The organism is Nonomuraea mesophila, assembly GCF_004352805.1.
Taxonomy (GTDB): Bacteria; Actinomycetota; Actinomycetes; order Streptosporangiales; family Streptosporangiaceae; genus Nonomuraea; species Nonomuraea longispora.
In genome coordinates this window covers 21,313-38,446 of record NZ_SMLD01000041.1, presented here as the reverse complement: position 1 = coordinate 38,446, position 17,134 = coordinate 21,313, and the positions used below count along the sequence as shown (strand labels likewise).

Annotated in this window: 18 protein-coding genes; 11 read left to right on the top strand and 7 right to left on the bottom strand. The window is 71.5% G+C overall.

Features of this window, described 5'->3' with window-relative positions:
* Positions 1-21 precede the first annotated feature (21 nt).
* Positions 22-735, top strand: a complete 714-nt coding sequence (locus E1295_RS17950) for a DJ-1/PfpI family protein (RefSeq protein ID WP_132631463.1) — start codon at positions 22-24, stop codon at positions 733-735.
* Between the two features lie 40 nt (positions 736-775).
* On the opposite strand, the gene E1295_RS17945 is transcribed toward E1295_RS17950, so the two are convergent.
* On the bottom strand, positions 776-1,411 hold the full coding sequence (locus E1295_RS17945) for a TetR/AcrR family transcriptional regulator (protein ID WP_132631462.1): 636 nt from the start codon (positions 1,409-1,411) through the stop codon (positions 776-778).
* Positions 1,412-1,481: 70 nt separating this feature from the next.
* Here E1295_RS17945 and E1295_RS17940 point away from each other — a divergent pair, with 70 nt between their 5' ends.
* Positions 1,482-2,375 carry an NADP-dependent oxidoreductase gene (locus tag E1295_RS17940; protein WP_132631461.1) on the top strand — a complete coding sequence of 298 codons (894 nt, stop codon included), beginning with the start codon at positions 1,482-1,484 and terminating at the stop codon, positions 2,373-2,375.
* A gap of 28 nt (positions 2,376-2,403) precedes the next feature.
* On the opposite strand, the gene E1295_RS17935 is transcribed toward E1295_RS17940, so the two are convergent.
* Together E1295_RS17935 and E1295_RS17930 are read right to left on the bottom strand one after the other, a co-directional pair.
* Complete coding sequence (locus E1295_RS17935) at positions 2,404-2,865, bottom strand: GyrI-like domain-containing protein (protein ID WP_132631460.1); 462 nt, start codon at positions 2,863-2,865, stop codon at positions 2,404-2,406.
* Positions 2,866-2,914: 49 nt separating this feature from the next.
* Positions 2,915-3,691, bottom strand: coding sequence for a MerR family transcriptional regulator (locus tag E1295_RS17930; protein ID WP_132631459.1), 777 nt, complete (start codon positions 3,689-3,691; stop codon positions 2,915-2,917).
* A gap of 131 nt (positions 3,692-3,822) precedes the next feature.
* Between E1295_RS17930 and E1295_RS17925 the strand changes: the two genes are divergently transcribed.
* A complete protein-coding gene (locus E1295_RS17925) occupies positions 3,823-5,232 on the top strand; it encodes an MFS transporter (RefSeq protein WP_132631458.1) in 1,410 nt (469 codons plus the stop codon).
* A gap of 361 nt (positions 5,233-5,593) precedes the next feature.
* A complete protein-coding gene (locus E1295_RS17920; RefSeq protein WP_166427276.1) occupies positions 5,594-6,001 on the top strand; it encodes a Clp protease N-terminal domain-containing protein in 408 nt (135 codons plus the stop codon).
* 48 nt (positions 6,002-6,049) lie between these two features.
* On the opposite strand, the gene E1295_RS17915 is transcribed toward E1295_RS17920, so the two are convergent.
* A complete protein-coding gene (locus E1295_RS17915; RefSeq protein ID WP_132631456.1) occupies positions 6,050-6,787 on the bottom strand; it encodes a TetR/AcrR family transcriptional regulator in 738 nt (245 codons plus the stop codon).
* A gap of 119 nt (positions 6,788-6,906) precedes the next feature.
* On the opposite strand from E1295_RS17915, the gene E1295_RS17910 reads away from it, so the two are divergent.
* The 5 genes from E1295_RS17910 to E1295_RS17890 all read left to right on the top strand — a co-directional run bounded on the left by E1295_RS17910 (position 6,907) and on the right by E1295_RS17890 (position 12,001).
* Positions 6,907-7,641: an SDR family oxidoreductase gene (locus E1295_RS17910; RefSeq protein WP_132631455.1), complete on the top strand. Its 735-nt coding sequence runs from the start codon at positions 6,907-6,909 to the stop codon at positions 7,639-7,641.
* 36 nt (positions 7,642-7,677) lie between these two features.
* Positions 7,678-8,187, top strand: a complete 510-nt coding sequence (locus E1295_RS17905) for a DUF1097 domain-containing protein (RefSeq protein WP_132631454.1) — start codon at positions 7,678-7,680, stop codon at positions 8,185-8,187.
* A gap of 70 nt (positions 8,188-8,257) precedes the next feature.
* A complete protein-coding gene (locus E1295_RS17900; protein ID WP_132631453.1) occupies positions 8,258-9,430 on the top strand; it encodes a PQQ-dependent sugar dehydrogenase in 1,173 nt (390 codons plus the stop codon).
* A 98-nt stretch (positions 9,431-9,528) separates the two neighbouring features.
* A complete protein-coding gene (locus tag E1295_RS17895; RefSeq protein WP_132631452.1) occupies positions 9,529-10,446 on the top strand; it encodes an SDR family NAD(P)-dependent oxidoreductase in 918 nt (305 codons plus the stop codon).
* 130 nt (positions 10,447-10,576) lie between these two features.
* Positions 10,577-12,001, top strand: a complete 1,425-nt coding sequence (locus E1295_RS17890; protein ID WP_132631451.1) for a S41 family peptidase — start codon at positions 10,577-10,579, stop codon at positions 11,999-12,001.
* A gap of 32 nt (positions 12,002-12,033) precedes the next feature.
* Here E1295_RS17890 and E1295_RS17885 read toward each other — a convergent pair whose 3' ends face one another.
* Positions 12,034-12,639 carry a cysteine hydrolase family protein gene (locus E1295_RS17885; RefSeq protein ID WP_132631450.1) on the bottom strand — a complete coding sequence of 202 codons (606 nt, stop codon included), beginning with the start codon at positions 12,637-12,639 and terminating at the stop codon, positions 12,034-12,036.
* Positions 12,640-12,687: 48 nt separating this feature from the next.
* Entirely contained in the window at positions 12,688-14,208 is a 1,521-nt protein-coding gene (locus E1295_RS17880; RefSeq protein ID WP_220448770.1) for an alpha/beta hydrolase, read from the bottom strand.
* A 286-nt stretch (positions 14,209-14,494) separates the two neighbouring features.
* On the opposite strand from E1295_RS17880, the gene E1295_RS17875 reads away from it, so the two are divergent.
* Complete coding sequence (locus E1295_RS17875) at positions 14,495-15,592, top strand: sensor histidine kinase (protein WP_166427275.1); 1,098 nt, start codon at positions 14,495-14,497, stop codon at positions 15,590-15,592.
* A gap of 22 nt (positions 15,593-15,614) precedes the next feature.
* Positions 15,615-16,310, top strand: coding sequence for a response regulator transcription factor (locus E1295_RS17870; protein WP_132631447.1), 696 nt, complete (start codon positions 15,615-15,617; stop codon positions 16,308-16,310).
* 93 nt (positions 16,311-16,403) lie between these two features.
* Here the strand turns inward: E1295_RS17870 and E1295_RS17865 are convergent, their stop codons facing one another.
* A complete protein-coding gene (locus E1295_RS17865) occupies positions 16,404-17,042 on the bottom strand; it encodes a hypothetical protein (protein ID WP_132631446.1) in 639 nt (212 codons plus the stop codon).
* Positions 17,043-17,134 lie beyond the last annotated feature (92 nt).

The window sequence follows — 17,134 nt, the reverse complement described above, 5'->3', positions numbered from 1 at the left end:
GCGATTTCGAGAGGCTGGCTAATGGAACGCAGAAGTTTTCTCAGAACATCGGCCGCCGCGACGGGCGCCGCCGCGCTCGGATCGCTGGCGACGTCCGCGGCGTGGGCCGCGCCCGGACCGAAGCGCAAAGGGCCGCTGCGGGTCCAGATCCTGATGTTCGAAGGAGTGGAGGTGCAGGACTTCGCGGGCCCGCTCGAAGTGCTGGGTCTCGTGCAGTCCGGCGGCGGGCCGATGCGGGTCACCCTGGTGAAGCCGGGCGCGCCCGGCCAGGTGGTTTGCGCCCTCGGCCTCAAGGTCGACGTCGCGACGACCTGGAACCCGACGGCCGCCGACGTGCTCGTCGTGCCCGGTGGCGGGGGCCTGGACAACCGTCCCGGCATCAACACCCTGATCAAGGACAAGCAGGTCCTCGCGAACGTCGTACGGGCGTACAAGGCAGGGGTGATCATGACCGGCGTCTGCAGCGGAGTCATGCTGCTCTCGGCCGCGGGGCTGACCCGGGGCCGCCCGTGCACGACCCACAGCGCCTCCAAGGCCGCACTCGCCGCGCAAGGAGGGAAGGTCGTCAACGCCCGCGTCGTCGACGACGGCGACCTCATCACCTCCGGCGGGATCACCTCCGGTCTCGATCTGGGGCTCTGGCTGGTCACCCGCGAACTGGGCGCCGACATCAGCATCCAGGTCGAAGCCGCGATGGAGTACGAACAGCGCGGCGTGGTCTGGCGACGCTCCTGACAATGCGGCGGGCCAGGGCTGCGCGGCCCTCGGCCACCGTCTACCCGCCGACGGCGAGTGCGGCACCCGGCCATGGAGGGTTCGCCGGCCGCGGACGTCCATCGGGGCGGGCGACCTCCCAGGCGGCCTCGATCATCTCGAAGATCTCGTCCACCGCGGCCTGCGGATCGGCCACCTCACGGGCCAGCAGACTGGCGTCGATCACGAACCTGGCGATCGTCCGGCAGGCGGTCGTGGTCTGCGGCAGGCCGAGATCGCCGGCGATGGCCGTCGCCAGCGACTCCGCGTGGCGCAGCCTCATCGACTCCTCGTGCTGCCGCAGGGCGGGGGTTTCGTCGATCATGCGCCAGATCGGGGCGGCTCCGTCGGCCGTGCAATGCCGCACCAGGGCGTGGACCTCGTGGCGCAGGGCCGGGATGAGCGGCTCATGAGGCGCCCGGCCGGTGACCGCCTGCGTGAGGCGTTGCTCGAAGTTCTCGTCCTGCTCGAACACCAGGGCCTCTTTCGAGGCGAAGTGGGAGAAGACCGTGGTGACGGCCACGTCGGCCTCGGCGGCCACGTCACGGATGCCCACCGCGTCGTAACCGCGCTCCAGGAACAGCCGCAGGGCGGTGTCGGCGATCTTGTTGCGAGTCGCGGCCTTCTTACGCTCACGGCGTCCGGGCGGCACGGTCATGCCATGACACTACCAGGCACAAAACCAGAACCGTTTTGAAACACTAACCGTTAGTGCTACGGTCCTCTGCATGAAGAAAGTGAGCTTCGCCGAGTTCGGCGGTCCGGAGGTCCTGGAAGTCGTGGACGCCGAGGAGCCCCACGCGGGCCCCGGCCAGGTGCGCATCGCCGTGCGGGCAGCGGGTGTGAACCCCGCTGACTGGAGGGTTCGTCAAGGCCAGGTGCTGAAGGCCCACCCGGTCGAGCTGCCCTCCGGCGTCGGGATCGACGCCTCAGGAGTGGTGGACGAGGTCGGCGAGGGCGTCGAAGAGGTCAAGGCCGGCGACCACGTGTTCGGCGAAGGGTCGAGCACTTACGCCGAGTTCGCCGTGCTGTCGGCCTGGGCCCGCATGCCCGAGGGCCTGTCGTTCGAGGAGGCGGCCGGTTACCCCGCCGTGGTGGAGACCGCGCTGCGCATCATCGGCCAGGTTGGGGTGCGGGCAGGGCAGACCCTGCTGGTCAGCGGTGCGTCCGGAGGTGTCGGGTCGGCGGTGCTGCAGATCGCCCGCGAACGCGGCATCAAGGTGATCGGCACGGCTGGGGCCGCGAACCAGGACTATCTGCGGGGCCTGGGCGCCCTCGCCACGACGTACGGCGAAGGCTGGGTCGAGCGGGTGCGGCGGCTCGGCCCCGTCGACGCAGCCCTCGACCTGGCCGGTACCGGCGTGATCCGCGAGCTTGTCGAGCTGACCGGGGACCCGGGAAAGGTGGTCTCCATCGCCGATCTCGGCGCACCGGAGCACGGGGTGCGGTTCGCCGGCGTGGCCGGCGACATGGACGACGCGCTCGCCGAGGCCGTTCGCCTCATCTCGCGGGGAAGGCTCCACATCCCCATCGCGAAGTCGTACACGCTCCACGAGGCCGCGCAGGCGCACATCGACAGCCACGCCGGCCACACGCGCGGCCGCCGGGTCGTCATCGTGTGAGCGATCCGCCCCACCGCCCACGGCGGGATCAGCCGGGCGCCACCGGCTGCCTGAGCACCGTCCTGGGCCGTGGATCGGTGAACTCGGTCAGGTAGACCTCGTGGTGCGGGCCGTTGGGCACCAGACCGTGCTCGGCCATGAACGCCTCCATCACGTCGAGAGACGCCTTCTCCTCGCTGTAGGGCCCCTCGTGGAGCAGTTCCACGCACTCGCCCTCGGTGAAGGTGACGACCTGCACGCGGTCGACGGCCGCTCCGGACGCGCGGGCCCGCTCGCGCGCCGCCTCGGCCGTCCCCGGCTCGGGCACACCGGGCAGCGGCAGCAGCAGGTGCCACCGCCACTGACCGCGCGGCACCTCCAGCGGCGACCGGGTAGCGTCCTCCACCCACCAGCGTCCCTCCAGCGGCCCCGCCGGACCGCCCATGGCGGAGGCCACGGCGTACAGGGCGCCGATGGCGGAGACGTGCTCGGCGCCGCCGGGCTCTCCCATGCCGGTGACGTTCAGGCAGGTGAAGGTCCGTAGTGGACCACTTTCGGTGTCACGGCTCCTCCAAGGGGATCATCAGGTGGGTGATCAGCCGGTCGGGCGAGGTGGTCGCCGGGTCCGACACGTACACCTCGCGGATCGGGCCGCGGACGGGGCAGTGCCGCTCCGCGCACCAGGACAGCAGCGCGTACGCGGTCAGCCCGATCTGGTCGTACGGGCCGACGTGCGTGGCGCGGGCGAACCGCCCGCCTGGCAGCACGTCCAGCTCGGCCCCCGCCACCCGCTCCTCGCTGACCAGAGCGACGGTGACGGTCACGGGCTCGCCGAAGTCGAGCGGGAACAGACCGATGAGCTCTGGTGCGGTGTCCGGCGGCCCGGCGCGCAGTAGACCGGCGATGGCCGCCGAGGTGACCGCGCCGATCTCCGACGGATCCGCCGCCGCCGTCGTGACCACCGCCACCCGCCGCGCCGGTTCCGTGACCACCGTGACCGGAGGGGACGGCAGGCCCTCCGCCATGACGCGTTCCAGGGCGGCGAGCGTCGATCGGCGGCTGGCCAGCTCGGCTTCCAGCCGCTCGTGCACGTCTTCCAGGACGCCTGGCGTGCCGGACAACACCTGCGCGATGACGGCGAGCGGGACGTCGAGCGAGCGCAACAGCCCAATCGACAGCGCGTCGCGCGCCTGCTCGGGCCGGAAGTAGCGATAGCCGGTGTGCTCGTCGACGTACGCGGGCACCAGCAGGCCGAGCTGGTCGTAGTGCCGCAGCTGTTTGACGCTCAACCGGCTGAGCCTGGCGAACTGCCCGATCGGCAGCAGTCCCTCGTCCATGCCTCCAGCATGGTGTCTCCCTCTGGGGGAGGGTCCACCCGGGCGTGGTGAGCGACACTCGGCCGCCGTGCCGGCGGCGGCGGGGAGTAAGGTCGTCGGCGCGTCAACGACACCACCAGCGGGGCGAGCCGATGACCAGTACCGCGCAGGGCTCCGGGCCGAGGGCCGGGGGCCGGCTGCTGGTGCCCGCGTTGCTGTTCATCGCCCTGGTCGTGGCGGTGGTGGGCAGCCTGGGCGCGCCGCTGATCACCGAGGTGGCGGGCGAGTTCGGTGTCTCGCTGGCCGCCGCGCAGTGGACGCTCACCGCCCCGCTCCTGGTGGGTGCGGTGGCCACCCCCGTACTCGGGCGGCTCGGCGCGGGGCCGCTCAGGCGCCGGGTCATCATCGTCACGCTCGCCGTGGTGGTGACCGGCAGCCTGCTGACCGTGGTGCCGCCGTCGTTCGGCTGGCTGCTTGCCGGGCGGGTCGCCCAGGGCGCCGGGCTGGGCCTGCCCGCGCTGATGATGGGCGTGGCCCGCGATCACCTGCCGGGGCAGCGCTCGGGTGCGGCGATCGCGCTGCTGTCGGTGGCGTCCACCGTCGGCATCGGTGTCGGCTACCCCTTGGCGGGGTTCCTCACCTCCGTCGCCGGGATACGGGCGGCGTACGGGCTCGGCCTGCTGATCACGGCGACCGCCCTTGCCGCTGCCTGGCGGGCGGTGCCGCAACCGCCCCCGGGCCGGTCGGCGGCCGTCGACGTGCCCGCGGCCGCGCTCCTCAGCACCGGTCTCGTCGCCCTATCCCTGGCGATCAGCCAGACCACACTGTGGACGGGGTACCCGGTGGTCGCCGCCGCGCTGGCGGTCGCCGCGGCCGTCCTGCTCACCACCTGGGTGCGCCGCGAGCGCCGGTGCGCCGCCCCGCTGGTGGACCTCTCCCTGCTACGGCACCCCGCAGTGGCCGGCGCCAATGTGGTCATGCTCCTCGGCGGGGTCGGCATGTACCTTCTGCTGTCGCTGGTCACCCGCTATGTGCAGACGCCCGAACCGGCCGGGTACGGCTTCGGCCTGGACGTCTTCGTCGCCGGTCTGGTGCTCGTGCCGTTCTCGGTGCTCGGTTTCGTGGGCGGCAAACTGGTGCCCCGGTTGCGCGGGCGCTTGCCGACCATGACGGTCCTGGCCGGCGGGGGCGGGGCGGTCGTGGCGGCGCTCGCGGTGTTCGCGCTGGCCCGCGGCCACCTGTGGCCGGCGTTCGCGGTGATGGGCCTGCTCGGGCTGGGCGTCGGCGTCTTCTCCGCCGCGATGGCGGCCACGATCCTGGCCACCGTCCCGCCGGAGGAGACCTCCAGCGCGATGAGCGTCAACCAGGTGGTGCGCAGCGTCGGCTTCTCCATCGGCAGCGCCCTCGCCGGCCTGGTACTCGCCGCCCACACCGGCGCCGGCGCCACCTTCCCGGACGAGACCGGCTACACCACCGCCGCCTGGACGGGAACGGCCGCGATGGCGATCGCCATAGTCATCAGCCTCGCTTTACGACGCACCACCCCCGCACCCACGCCCTGACGCCGCCTTTTCTTCTCACAAAAGGCCCACAACACAGGCCCGCGGATACAACCCGAAAGCGCAAAACCCGAACGTACGTCGAGGACACACCGTCTACGGCGGGATCAGCGGGCCGAAGGCACGCAGTGCGGCGCCCGACCCGAGGGGTTTCCCAAAAGCCTTTCCACCCCTGACCAGACAAACACCGTCTACGGCGGGATCAGCGGGCCGAAGGCACGCAGTGCGGCGCCCGACCCGAGGGGTTTCCCGAAAGACTTTTTCACCCCTGACCGGACGAACAGCGCGCAACGGCGGCCCGGCACAACGCGGGCTGCGGCATGCTGGAGTCGGTGCCCGCTCGGACGGAGGCGTCATGTTGAGGATGCGCAAGACGACAGCGCTGCGGAAACCGCTGGAGCGTCTGCTGACGACCCGTGCGCGGCGAGTGCTCGACCTGGCCGCGCAGGAGGCGAGGGCGGAGGGGCACGACCGGGTCACCGGCGATCACCTGCTGGCGGGGCTGGCCCGGCTGGACGAGGGCGTGGCGGTCATCACGCTCCGCACGCTCGGCGTCGACCTGAGGGGCGAGCGCGCCACTGCGAGCGGCGAGGACATCGACCGTCTCACGGAGCTGGCCCGTCGTGAGGCGGCCTCGCTGGGTCACCGGTACGTCGGCACCGAGCACCTCCTGCTCGGCCTCCTCCATGGTGACGGCGCCGAGGCTCTGGGCGTCGGCCTGTCGCGGGCCCGCGAGCAGGTCGTCGAGGTTCTCCACGGCCACGGTCTCTAGGGGCGCCGCTCGGCGGAGGCGGGCCGTGGGGCTCGCGAAGCCCGGCGATCACGCCTGGTGGGGGGTCTCTGAGGTGGACTGAGTGGCCTGGCCTTCGATGATGCGGTCGAGCCAGTCGCCCAGCAGCCGGCTTTCGGAGGGGGTGAGGACCTTCAGGGTCTTGAGGGAGGCCTTGAGGGTGATGGCGCCGGCCACGATGTCGCTGCCGGTCTGTGCGGGGCCATCGGAGGGGGCGGGCTCGGTGATCGATCGGATGACGGCTTCGCGCACGATCCTGGCGGCTTCCATGTCGCGCTCGGCCTCCGGCATGGCGATCAGGGACAGCGTGGTGCCGCGTCCGGCCGCGTGGACCACGTGCGCCGCCCGTTCCTCGGGGACGCGCAGCCGGCCGGCCAGGGCGACACGGTGGACGAGGCCGGCGAGGATGTCGGCGGCCTGCTTGGCGCCTTCGGGCTCGGCGCCCGGTCGTGGGCTGCCGTAGATCAGGGCGTAGAGGGCGGGTTCGGCGAGGCCGAAGCCGACGTGCAGGTCCCAGCCGCGCCGCAGGTCCTCGACGGGGTCGCCGCTGGGGGTGATGCGGCGCTTCTCGGCGATGTAGGCGGCGAGTCCGCGGCTGGCGACGGCGTCGAGGAGCCCCTGCTTGTCGCCGAACAGCCGGTAGAGGATGGGCGCCTGCACGCCTGCGGCCTTGCAGACGGCCCTGGTCGAGACGGCGTCCCTGCCTTCGCGCGCGAGCAGGTCAGCCGCGGCGTCGAGGATCGCGTCCCGTTTGTTCGAGCTAGCCATGTATCGATGCTAACAGGCAACCACCTCTACCGATAAACCAACTGCTAACAACATCTTGTTATCGGCTTCGCGACAGTGTTAACGTGAAGCTGTTAGCAGTTGAGCAGGGGAGAGAGCTCATGGGTAGCGCAACACGTACCGCCATCGTCACCGGCGGTTCCCGGGGGATCGGCCGCGCCGTCGCGGCCAGGCTCGCCGCGGCGGGCCAGAACGTCGCGGTCGTCTACGCCTCCAACGCCAAGGAGGCGGACGCCGCCGTCGGCGAGATCGAGGCGGCCGGTGCCCTCGGCATCGCACTGCAGGCGGACGTGGCCGACGAGCAGCAGGTCGCCGACGCCTTCGACACCGTCGAGCGGCGCCTCGGCCCCGTCGACGTCCTCGTCAACGCGGCGGGCGTCATGGCGCTGCAGCCGGTCCGGGAGCTGGACCTGACCCAGCTCGACCGGCTGGTGCGCACCAACGTACGGGGCACGTTCGTCACGGCCAAGGAGGCCGCCCGCCGGATCCGCCCCGGCGGCGCCATCATCGCCTTCTCCACCAGCGTCACCCGCCTGCACCTGTCCACCTACGGCGCGTACGCAGCGACCAAGGGAGCGGTGGAGGCCCTCGTCCCGATCCTGGCCAAGGAGATGGGCGAGCGCGACGTCACGGTCAACGCGGTGGCGCCGGGCCCCACGGCCACGGAGCTGTTCTTCGAAGGCAAGTCACAGCAGGTCATCGACCGGATCGCCGGCCTGAGCCCGCTGAACAGGCTCGGCACTCCGGAGGACATCGCGGAGGTCGTCGCCTTCCTCGCCGGGCCCGGCCGCTGGATCAACGGCCAGGTCGTGTTCGCCAACGGCGGCGCGGCCTGACCCTTCCCAACCCAGCCACACCAGAAAGGGACGATCATGGAGACGCACACCACCACTGCCCTGCACGCCGTGGACCGGCCCCAGACCGGCCGTTTCGTCGCCTACACCGCCATCGCGGCCGTGGTGGCGGCGACGGCCGCCTACACCAGCACGGCCCTGGGCCTGGAGGCCTGGGTCATGTTCGCGGGCTGGGTGGCGTGGTTCACCCGGCCGACCTCGGTCCGCCTCGGCATCCACGCCGTCATCTGCCTGTGGCTCGGCATGGCGCTCGCCGTCGTGGGTCACACGATCGTCGGGCTGACCGCACCCTTCCTCGGCGCGGCGGCGCTGCCGCTCGGAGTGCTCGTGCTGGCCTCCGTCGCCGTCGGCCTGCGTACGACGCCCGTCGTCAACAACATGCTCGCCTGGTTCGTGGGGCTGGTCACCTTCTTCGCCGCGGAGCCCGAGCACACGCTCCCGGGGCTGCTCACGCTGATCGCCGGCACCGCTCTGGGGGCCGTCGCGGGCTTCACCTGCCAGAAGTTGCAGCACCGGTTCGCCACGTAGCCGCCCGGGCCGGGGGCGGAGCGCCGTCCCCGGTCCGGTGCGCCTGACCGACATGAAGGACATATCAGTCATGCTCCGCATCCCACGTACCGGCGCCACCGTCACCGCCCTGCTCTGCGCCCTAGCCGTACTGCCCGGCTGCGCCGCACCGGAAACCGGCGCCTCGCAGGCAAGCACCGCACCGGAGTCCGGCGCCCCGCAGGAGAGCAGCGCACCACAGAGCACCACGGCTTCGGTCACGCGCGGGCTGGTTCCCGGAGAGGTCACCGAGATCGCCCGTGGCCTGGCCATGCCGTGGGGGCTGGCGTTCCTCCCGGACGGCTCCGCCCTGGTGTCCGAACGGGCCTCGGGCCGGATCCTGCACGTCCGGCAGGGCCAGGACCCCGTGCCGATCGGTACGGTCCCCGGCGTCGAGGTCAGCTCCGAGGGCGGCCTCCTCGGGCTGGCCCTCTCGCCGGCCTTCGACGAGGACCGCACCGTGTACGCCTACGTCTCCGCCTCGCCCACCAACCGCGTCGTCACGCTGCGCCTCGCCCCCGACCTGCGCTCCCTGCGCCAGGAACGGGTGATCCTCGAAGGCATCGAGACCGCCGACCGCCACCACGGCGGGCGGCTGCGCTTCGGCCCCGACGGCAACCTGTGGATCGGCACCGGCGACGCCTTCTCCCCCGAGAACGCGGCCGACGACGACTCACTGAACGGCAAGATCCTGCGTGTGCGGCCCGACGGGTCCGTACCGCCGGACAACCCCTCGGGCACCGTCATCTACTCCAGCGGCCACCGCAACGTGCAGGGCATCGCGTTCGGCCCCGACGGCACCGCGTACGCCTCCGAACTCGGCCACCGCACCTGGGACGAGCTGAACGTGCTGCGCCCCGGACGCGACTACGGCTGGCCCGAGTCGGAAGGCCGGGACGGCTCCCACGGCGAACGCCCGATCTTCACCCTTCACCCCGACGACGCCTCGCCGTCCGGCATCGCCGTCGCGGGCGGAGCCGTGTGGATGGGCGCGCTCGGCGGGCAGCGGCTCTGGCGCCTGCCCGTGGACGGGCCCCGAGCGGACGGCGACCCCGTCGCCTACTTCGTCCAGAGCCACGGACGGATCCGCACGGTCGAACCGGCGCCCGACGGCGCCTTGTGGATCACGACCTCCAACACCGACGAGGCGACGTGGGGCGGCACCGACCCCCGGCCGGGCGACGACCGCATCCTGCGCGTCGAACTGGTCCGCCCCGGATCCTGACCCTTCACCCCGGAGAGCCGAACCGGTCCACCCCGGCTCCCGGCCCTCCACCCCGGAGAGCCGAACCGGTCCACCCATCCCAAGAACGGAGACCCACCATGTCCACCGTCCTCATCACCGGAGCCGCCACCGGCATCGGCAACCTCACCGCCCAGGCGCTCACCCGGGCCGGGCACACCGTGTGGGCCAGCATGCTGGACCCGTACGGACGCAACGACGCGCGCCGCCGGGAACTGCTCGACGTCACCGCGCAGTACGACGGAGCCCTGCGCATCATCGAACTCGACGTCACCTCGCAGGAGTCGGCCGACGCGGCCGTCGCGTCCGTCCTGCGGGACGGCGGCGACTTCGACGTCGTGATGCAGAACGCGGGCCACCTGTACGTCGGCTACACCGAGGCGTTCACCGCCGAGGACGTCACCCGCCTCTTCGACATCAACGTCATCGGCGCCCACCGGGTGAACCGGGCGGCCCTGCCCCACCTGCGCGGCCGCGGCGGCGGCACCCTGCTGTACGTCGGCAGCACCATCATGGTCACCACGCCGCCCTTCCTCGGTCCGTACGCGGCGTCGAAGGCGGCGTTCGACACCCTGGCGGTGGCGACGTCGTACGAGGCGAACGCGTTCGGCATCGAGACCTGCATCGTCATGCCCGGCGCGATCACCAAGGGCACCCAGCACTTCCCCAACGCCACCCGCGCCGGCGACGCGGCGGTCGCGGCGGCCTACGCCGAGCTGGACCCGATGGTGGCGCGCAACGAGGAGGTGACCTCCGCGCTGTTCGTCCCGGGGGTCGACCCGAGCCCCGTCGGGGTCGCCGAGGAGATCACCCGGATCCTCGCGCTCCCGCACGGCGCCAAGCCGTTCCGCAGCGTCGTCGACTACACCAGGTCCGGCGTCGAGGCGGTCAACGAGGTGGCCCGCGGCACCCGCGAGAACTTCGTACACCGGATGGGGTTCGGCGAGTTGCTGACGCCCCGGCCGCAGCGGCGGACCGAGGACGCCGAGGACGAGTGACGGCCCTCGTCGGCGCTGCACGGTCCAGGGACCGCTGAGTTCGTCCATGCCGCGCGGTTCCTGGCCCGGCAGCGCCCGCCGTCAACAACGGAAACCCCATGGAAACTGACCCACCGTCACGCTACCGGCTATGACGTACACACAGAAGACGCGGCGCGCAGCCGTGGCATCGGCCGGTGTGGCGAGCGTTCTGCTGCTCTCGGGCTGGGCCGCGCCGATGGCAGGCCGGCCGGCCCAGGCACCCGCTGTGCAAGCCGCCGCCTCCCAGGCTGAGGCCTGCACCGCCGGGCAACCGCCGGAGTCGCCGGAACTCAGGCCCACCACGCCCGAGACGCTGGAGCAGGTCTACCGGTGCATCCTCGTCAACTCCTACGCGGGCCCGGCGATGGACCATCGGGACCTGCTCGCCGCCGCCTTCGCCGCCTTCACCCAGGAGCTCCACCGGCGCGGCATGGACCAGGCGGACGTCACCACGCCACCCATGAGCGGCGACCGTGACCGCGACTGGCAGTCCTTCATCGATGTCTACAAGCGGGTGGAGGCGGACGGCGACGTGCAGCAGGCGCTCGCCGCGGCGGTGGTGAACGGCATGGTCGCCAGCCTCGACGACAACCACGCCAGGTGGGTGCGCCCCGAGCCGGGCGAGGACGGGCCGCACGGACTCGGCATCGCGGTGTCGGGAGCGCGCAGGACGAACCTCGACCCGGCCGCCACCGAGCCGCTGTTCGTGACCGAGGTGATCGAGAACGGCCCCGCTGCCAAGAGTGGCGTGCGTCCCGGCGACGTGATCGTCTCGGTCGACGGCGCGCCGCCCTTCCTCGGCGGCACCCTTTCCGAGGGCGTCATCAACCGGCTGTCCGCCACTGACGGCGAGCCGGTGCGGCTGAGGCTGCGAGATCCGGAGAGCGGTAGCGAGCGTACGGTGTCGGTCGAGTTCGGGCCCCTCGACCCGCCACCGCTGAAGGCGTCGGGCAAGCTGGTGGACGGCGACGTCGCCTACGTCGGCCTCCCCGGGTTCTACCGGGGCTCGGCCGACGACACGCTGGCGGAGGTGGAGCGGCTGCGCGCGGACAAGGAGCTGCGCGGGCTGGTCCTGGACCTGCGAGGCAACATCGGCGGAGGAGGGGACGAGGTCGCCCGGCTGCTCGGCGCCTTCGCCCATGGCAAGATCACCAGCTACCAGTGCGACGTGCACGACAAGTGCACCGCCACGCGCACCGACGACAGCGTTCCCCTGCTGGGCCTGCCCCTCGTCGTGCTGGTCGACCGCGCCTCCGTCTCCGCCGGCGACGACTTCAGCGCCGCCGTCAAAGGGCTGGGCATCGCCCCGCTGGTCGGCACCCGCACCGCGGGCTTCGTGGCCGGCTCGGCGATGACGTATCCGCTGAACGACGGCAGTGTGCTGGCGATGCCGTCGCTGCACCACCGCGGACCCCATGGGGAACTGGTCAACACCGTCGGCGTCCCCGCCGACCACCAGGCCCCGATGACCCCTCGCGATCTGTCCGCGGGCCGCGACCCGGCGCTCGCCAAGGCACTCACCCTGCTGAAATGAGGCCACCGCGCGGCAGGCGCCGGCGTCGAGTGTCAGGTGAGCTGGGCGAGGGCCTCTTCGGCGGTCAGGCAGCCCGCGGTGGTCAGGGCCAGGTTGCCCAGGGAGGCGTGGTGGGCGTCGTCGCCGGCCGCGGTGACGCAGTCGGAGATGGGGTGCACGGTGAAGCCGAGGTCGGTGCCGTGCCGGGCGGTCTGCTCGACGGTGAGGTTGGTGGCGACGCCGGTGACCAGCAGCGTGGTGATGCCGCGTGCGGCCAGCCACTCGGGCAGGCCGTTGCCCGCCAGCCCGGACAGCCGCTGGTTGTCCACGACGGTGCCGCGTCCGGCCTGCGCGGCCATCTCGGGGATGATCCGCGTTCCGGCCGCGTCGGGCCGGAACGCGGTCTGGGCGTCGCCGACCGACCGCATGAACGCGGTGTTGCGGACGAGGGTGCCGCCGCCGTCGGGCACCGTGAAGCGGGTGAAGACGACCGGCACGCCGCGCGCCATGACCGCGTCGTGCAAGGTCGTGGCGCGCCCGACCACGCCGCTGCGCTCGACGGGTTCGGCGAGCAGTCCGCCGAAGAACCCTTCGGATTTGATCACGTTGACCTGCCAGTGCAGGGCCAGGAGAGCGGTGGCGCCGGGCGAGAATGACATGATCACATTCTGCCTCGGCGCCGGCCCGGATCGGGCGGTTTTGACCACTCAGGTCCGCGGTGACCCGTCAGCTCGCAGGGCGGACAGCAGGCCGTCCGGCGGCGCGCCGAGCGTCCGGTCCGGCGGTACGGCGGCACACCGCGCCCCCTTGGCAGGCACGGTCAGCGACACCAGGTAGCGGTCGAACGCCGAGGTGACGCACTCGCCGCGGCCGTAGACGTGGTGGCCCCAGCCCTCGTAGGTGAGGAGTCTGGCCTCCGGGCCGATCTGCCGCGCGACGTTCACCGCCCACGGGTATCCGGTGGCGGGGTCGTGCAGTGCGTTGACGAGCAGCAGCGGCGGGGTGCCTTCGACGTGCGGGCGGCGCTGCGGGTTGGGAATCGGGGTGGGCTGGCCCAGGCAGTTGAGGGCCGCCGGCAACCACCTCGGGCTGATCTTCATGTCCGGCGCGACGGCGGCAGAGGCGCGCAGGTGTCCTGCGTACTCGCGGTAGTCGCGGATGGGCACGTGGAAGTCCTGGCACATGATCTGGACGGGGTCGTTGTAGGTCTCCTCCTTCGGTCGTGCTGAGGACGTGAGCGTCGTCGGCGCGGTCTCGGCGCCGCTGTCGATCGCCGCCAGGAACTCCGCCAGCTCGGCCCAGTTGGGCCTCCAGAACGCGCCGTACACCTCGTTGATGAGGACCATCCGCGTGAGCGAGATGTCCGGGCGACCGGGCACCTCCAGTTCGCCGCGGTCGGCCCGGGCCAGCAGGTCGGCCCACAGGGCGCGGATGTCCTCGCCGCGCAGCGCGCAGGAGGTGTCCCCCGCGCACCAGGTGACGAACTCGTCGAAGGAGTCCTGGGCGGACCATGCCACGCCCTTGATGAGCGCGGAGATGCCGAGGCTGTGGTCCACGACGCTGTCGAGGGCCAGGGCGCGCACCCGGTGGGGGAACCGTTCGGCGTACTGCTGGCCGATGAGAGTGCCGTACGACAGGCCGTAGTAGCTGAGCTTGTCGTCACCGAGGGCGGCGCGCAACGCGTCGAGGTCACGGACGACGCTGCCGGTGTCGACGTGGTCGAACAGCGGCCCGGTGCGCGCCCGGCAGTCCTTCCTGACCTGCTCGTTGTGGGCCAGCCTCCGCTCGAAGTCGGCCTGGCTGCGCATGATCACCTCGGGCGCCTGCTCGGCGAGGGCCACCGCGCACAGGATCGGATGGCTGCGTCCGACGCCGCGCGGGTCGAACCCCACGACGTCGAAGCGGCTGGTGATCTCCGGCGAGAAGGCGTACACGTCGTTGAGCACGGCGTTCACGCCGGAACTGCCCGGGCCGCCGGGGTTGACGACGAGGGAGCCGATCCTGGCGGCGGGGTCGGTGGCCTTGCGCCGGACGAGTGCCAGCTCGAATGTCTCCCCTCGCGGGGCGTCCCAGTCCACGGGCAGGGTCAGCGTGCCGCACTCGGCGGCGGGGTCCTCGGCGCAGGGCGTCCACTCGATCGCGGCCGGTGGGGTGACCGCCGGGGTCGCCGCCGCTGGTGGTGCGGCGAGCAGGACGAGGAGGAGAGGGAGCAATAAGGCGATCAGCACGGATCTTCGCGTGAAAGGCCGCTCGGCCGTGACAGCGGAGGTGAAAGTCATACGTTGATCGCACCGCACACCCCCGTCCGCGGTCACTCCGGCTGAACCGAGAGCCGAGGTAGGCGAAAGCCCACCCGGAAGTGTCCGGGCAGGCTCACTGCCCCGAGACGCCGCGGTGCGTAGCGTCTCAGCCATGTACTCCTCAGATGCGTTATCCGTGATGCGGCGCTCCCCCATCCGATTCCCCTTCACGCGCTGGCCCTGGAAGTCCGCGGCTTACTTGACGATCGGCGCCATGCTCTGGTTCGTCACCGCGTTCGCCCTGGCATCGGTCGTCGCCATCCCCTACTGGGTGCACGGGCTCGCCACCGCCGAACGCCGCCTGGTGCGGCTGGCCGGGTTCCGGCCGATCCCCGGCCGGCCGGCGGGAGCCGGGCTTCCCGCGCTGCACGAGCCGATGTTGTGGCGGGAGGTCGCGTTCGCACTGACGCACATGCTGTTCGGCATCATCTCCTTCGCCGGCCTGATCACGGTCACTACCCTGATCTTCTCCGCGGGGGCCGGGGCGGTGTTGGCGCTGGCAGGCGTGGAAACGGCGCTGACCGGCGACTCGGATCCCTTGCTGCTTCTGCTGCTGGGGGCGGGGACGGCCGTCGCGGCGCCGTACGTGGTGACGCTGCTGGCCCACGTACAGGGGCGGGTGGCCACGGCGCTGCTCTCACCCCAGACGGAGGAGCTGCAGAGGCAGGTCACCTCGCTGGCCAGGGCCAACATCGCCGAACTCGAACGGTTCGAGGCCGAGCGGCAGCGCATCGAACGTGACCTGCATGATGGCACCCAGCAGCACCTCGCCACCTCGGCCATGCGTCTGGGCATGCTGGAGCTGCAGCTGCGCGAGACCGTCCCGGCCGGGCCGGCGCAGGACTCCGCGATGGAGTCGCTCGAGGCGGTCAGGCAGGAGAACGAGCTGGCGCTGGACACGCTGCGCGACATCGTGCACGGGCTGCGGCCGCGCACGCTGATCGACGACGGGCTCGGTGCCGCCCTGCGCGAGCTGGCACGCCGCCTACCCGTCCCGGCCACGGTCGACGCCGACCTCGTGGGGCGCTTCTCGCTGCCGGTGGAGTCGTCGCTGTACTACATCGCCAGCGAGGCGGTCACCAACGCGATCAAGCACGCGACGCCGGACAGCATCCACATCGAGGTGGCGGAGACGCTCGAAAGGATCACGTTGACGGTGTACGACGACGGGCTCGGCGGCGCGAATTCGGCTCGCGGCACCGGGATGGTCGGCATGTACGAGCGCGTCGCCCTGCTGTCGGGCGAGTTGATCGTCGACAGCCCGCCGGGCGGACCGACCAGGATCATCGCCGACATCCCGCGCCCGTGGTGATCGTATGCCGCACAATGGCATCATGCGTGTGGTGATCGCCGAAGACGCGGCATTGATGAGGGAAGGCCTGATCGCCCTGCTGCAACGCTTCGGCCACCAGGTCGTCCATGCGGCCGAGGACGCCGACGACCTGCTGGAAGCCGTTTCCCACTGCCGTCCCGACATGGTGATCACGGATGTGCGGATGCCACCGCGCAACCTCGACGACGGTCTGCGGGCCGCGCTGGCGATCCGCGCCGAGCACCCGCAGACCGGCATCCTGGTGTTGTCGCAGTATCTCGGTGACGCCTACGCGGCCAAGCTGCTCGCGGAGCCGGCGAAGGGACCGCGCGGCGGCGGCGCCGGCTACCTCCTCAAGGACCGCGTCGGCCGGGTCACCGACTTCATGCACTCCCTCGACGTCATCGCGGGCGGCGGCATCGTCATCGACCCCAAGGTCGTCGGGCACCTCATGTCGTCGGAGCGGCCCCAAGCCCTCGACATGCTCAGCGAGCGCGAACGCGAGGTTCTGGGCCGCATGGCGACCGGGGAGAGCAACCACCACATCGCCGCGAGCCTGCACGTCACCGAGGGCGCGGTCGTCAAGCACATCGGCAACATCTTCGCCAAGCTGGGCCTGCAGGCCGAGGACGGCAACCGGCGCGTGCTGGCCGTCCTCACCTACCTCCGTGCGGCCCGGCTCGGCCCGGCGGATGAAGAGACGGTGGACGAGCGGTAGACGCGCTGCGGGACGACCTTGGCCGGCACCCGCCGCAGTGTCGCCGCCCAAGCGTAGCGAGGATGGCTCGGGCGGCATGCTGCCGGACTTCTGCTACGGCAGCTCGTTGAGGTTGCTCTGCACTCCGGCGATGGTGGGAGCGAGGTCAGGCAGGGCCGTGTGACCCTTGGGCAGCTGGAGCGAGAATCTGAAGGTGTAGAGCCCGTTCCGCGCGATGAACTCGACCGCGTCGTGGGTGTAGTGGCCCCACACGTAGTACTTGATGTGGTAGACGTCCACACCGCCGACCGTGCTGATCTTCTCGAACTCCATCGGGTCGCTGCCGCCGATCCCGCCGGTCTCGCGGGCTATCTCCAGCAGGGCGGCGTGGTCGGCGTAGTAGTGGGCGTCTTCCATGCTCAGGTGCTTGGAGATCCTGCTGGTCTCGGCGAACGTCCAGCCGTCGGCGGTCTGCTCGGTCGCGCTGGTTTCGCGGGAGTGGCGCCAGTCGGGCGTGCCGTCGTCGGTGGAGTGGTCCGTGCGCTTGACCCATGGCACGCCCACGTCGGGCAGTTCGTCGAACGACAGGTAGGCCGTTCTGAGCGGCGGGCCGTCGTTGACGGTGGCGGCGGCTGCCGGCCCGTCCGTGGGTGCGGCAAGGGCGGCTGCCGGGCCGCCGGTGAGCCCCAGGGCGGCAGACAGCGCCGCGCCGGTTAACGCCAGGCCGAGACGGTGGGAGACGATGCGGGACATGGCACTCCTTCGGTGTGCGACAACACGACAAGATCCACAGATCATCAAACAGTAAAGGTTTACTGTCAAGGACGGAGCTCAGTCGAGCCCCG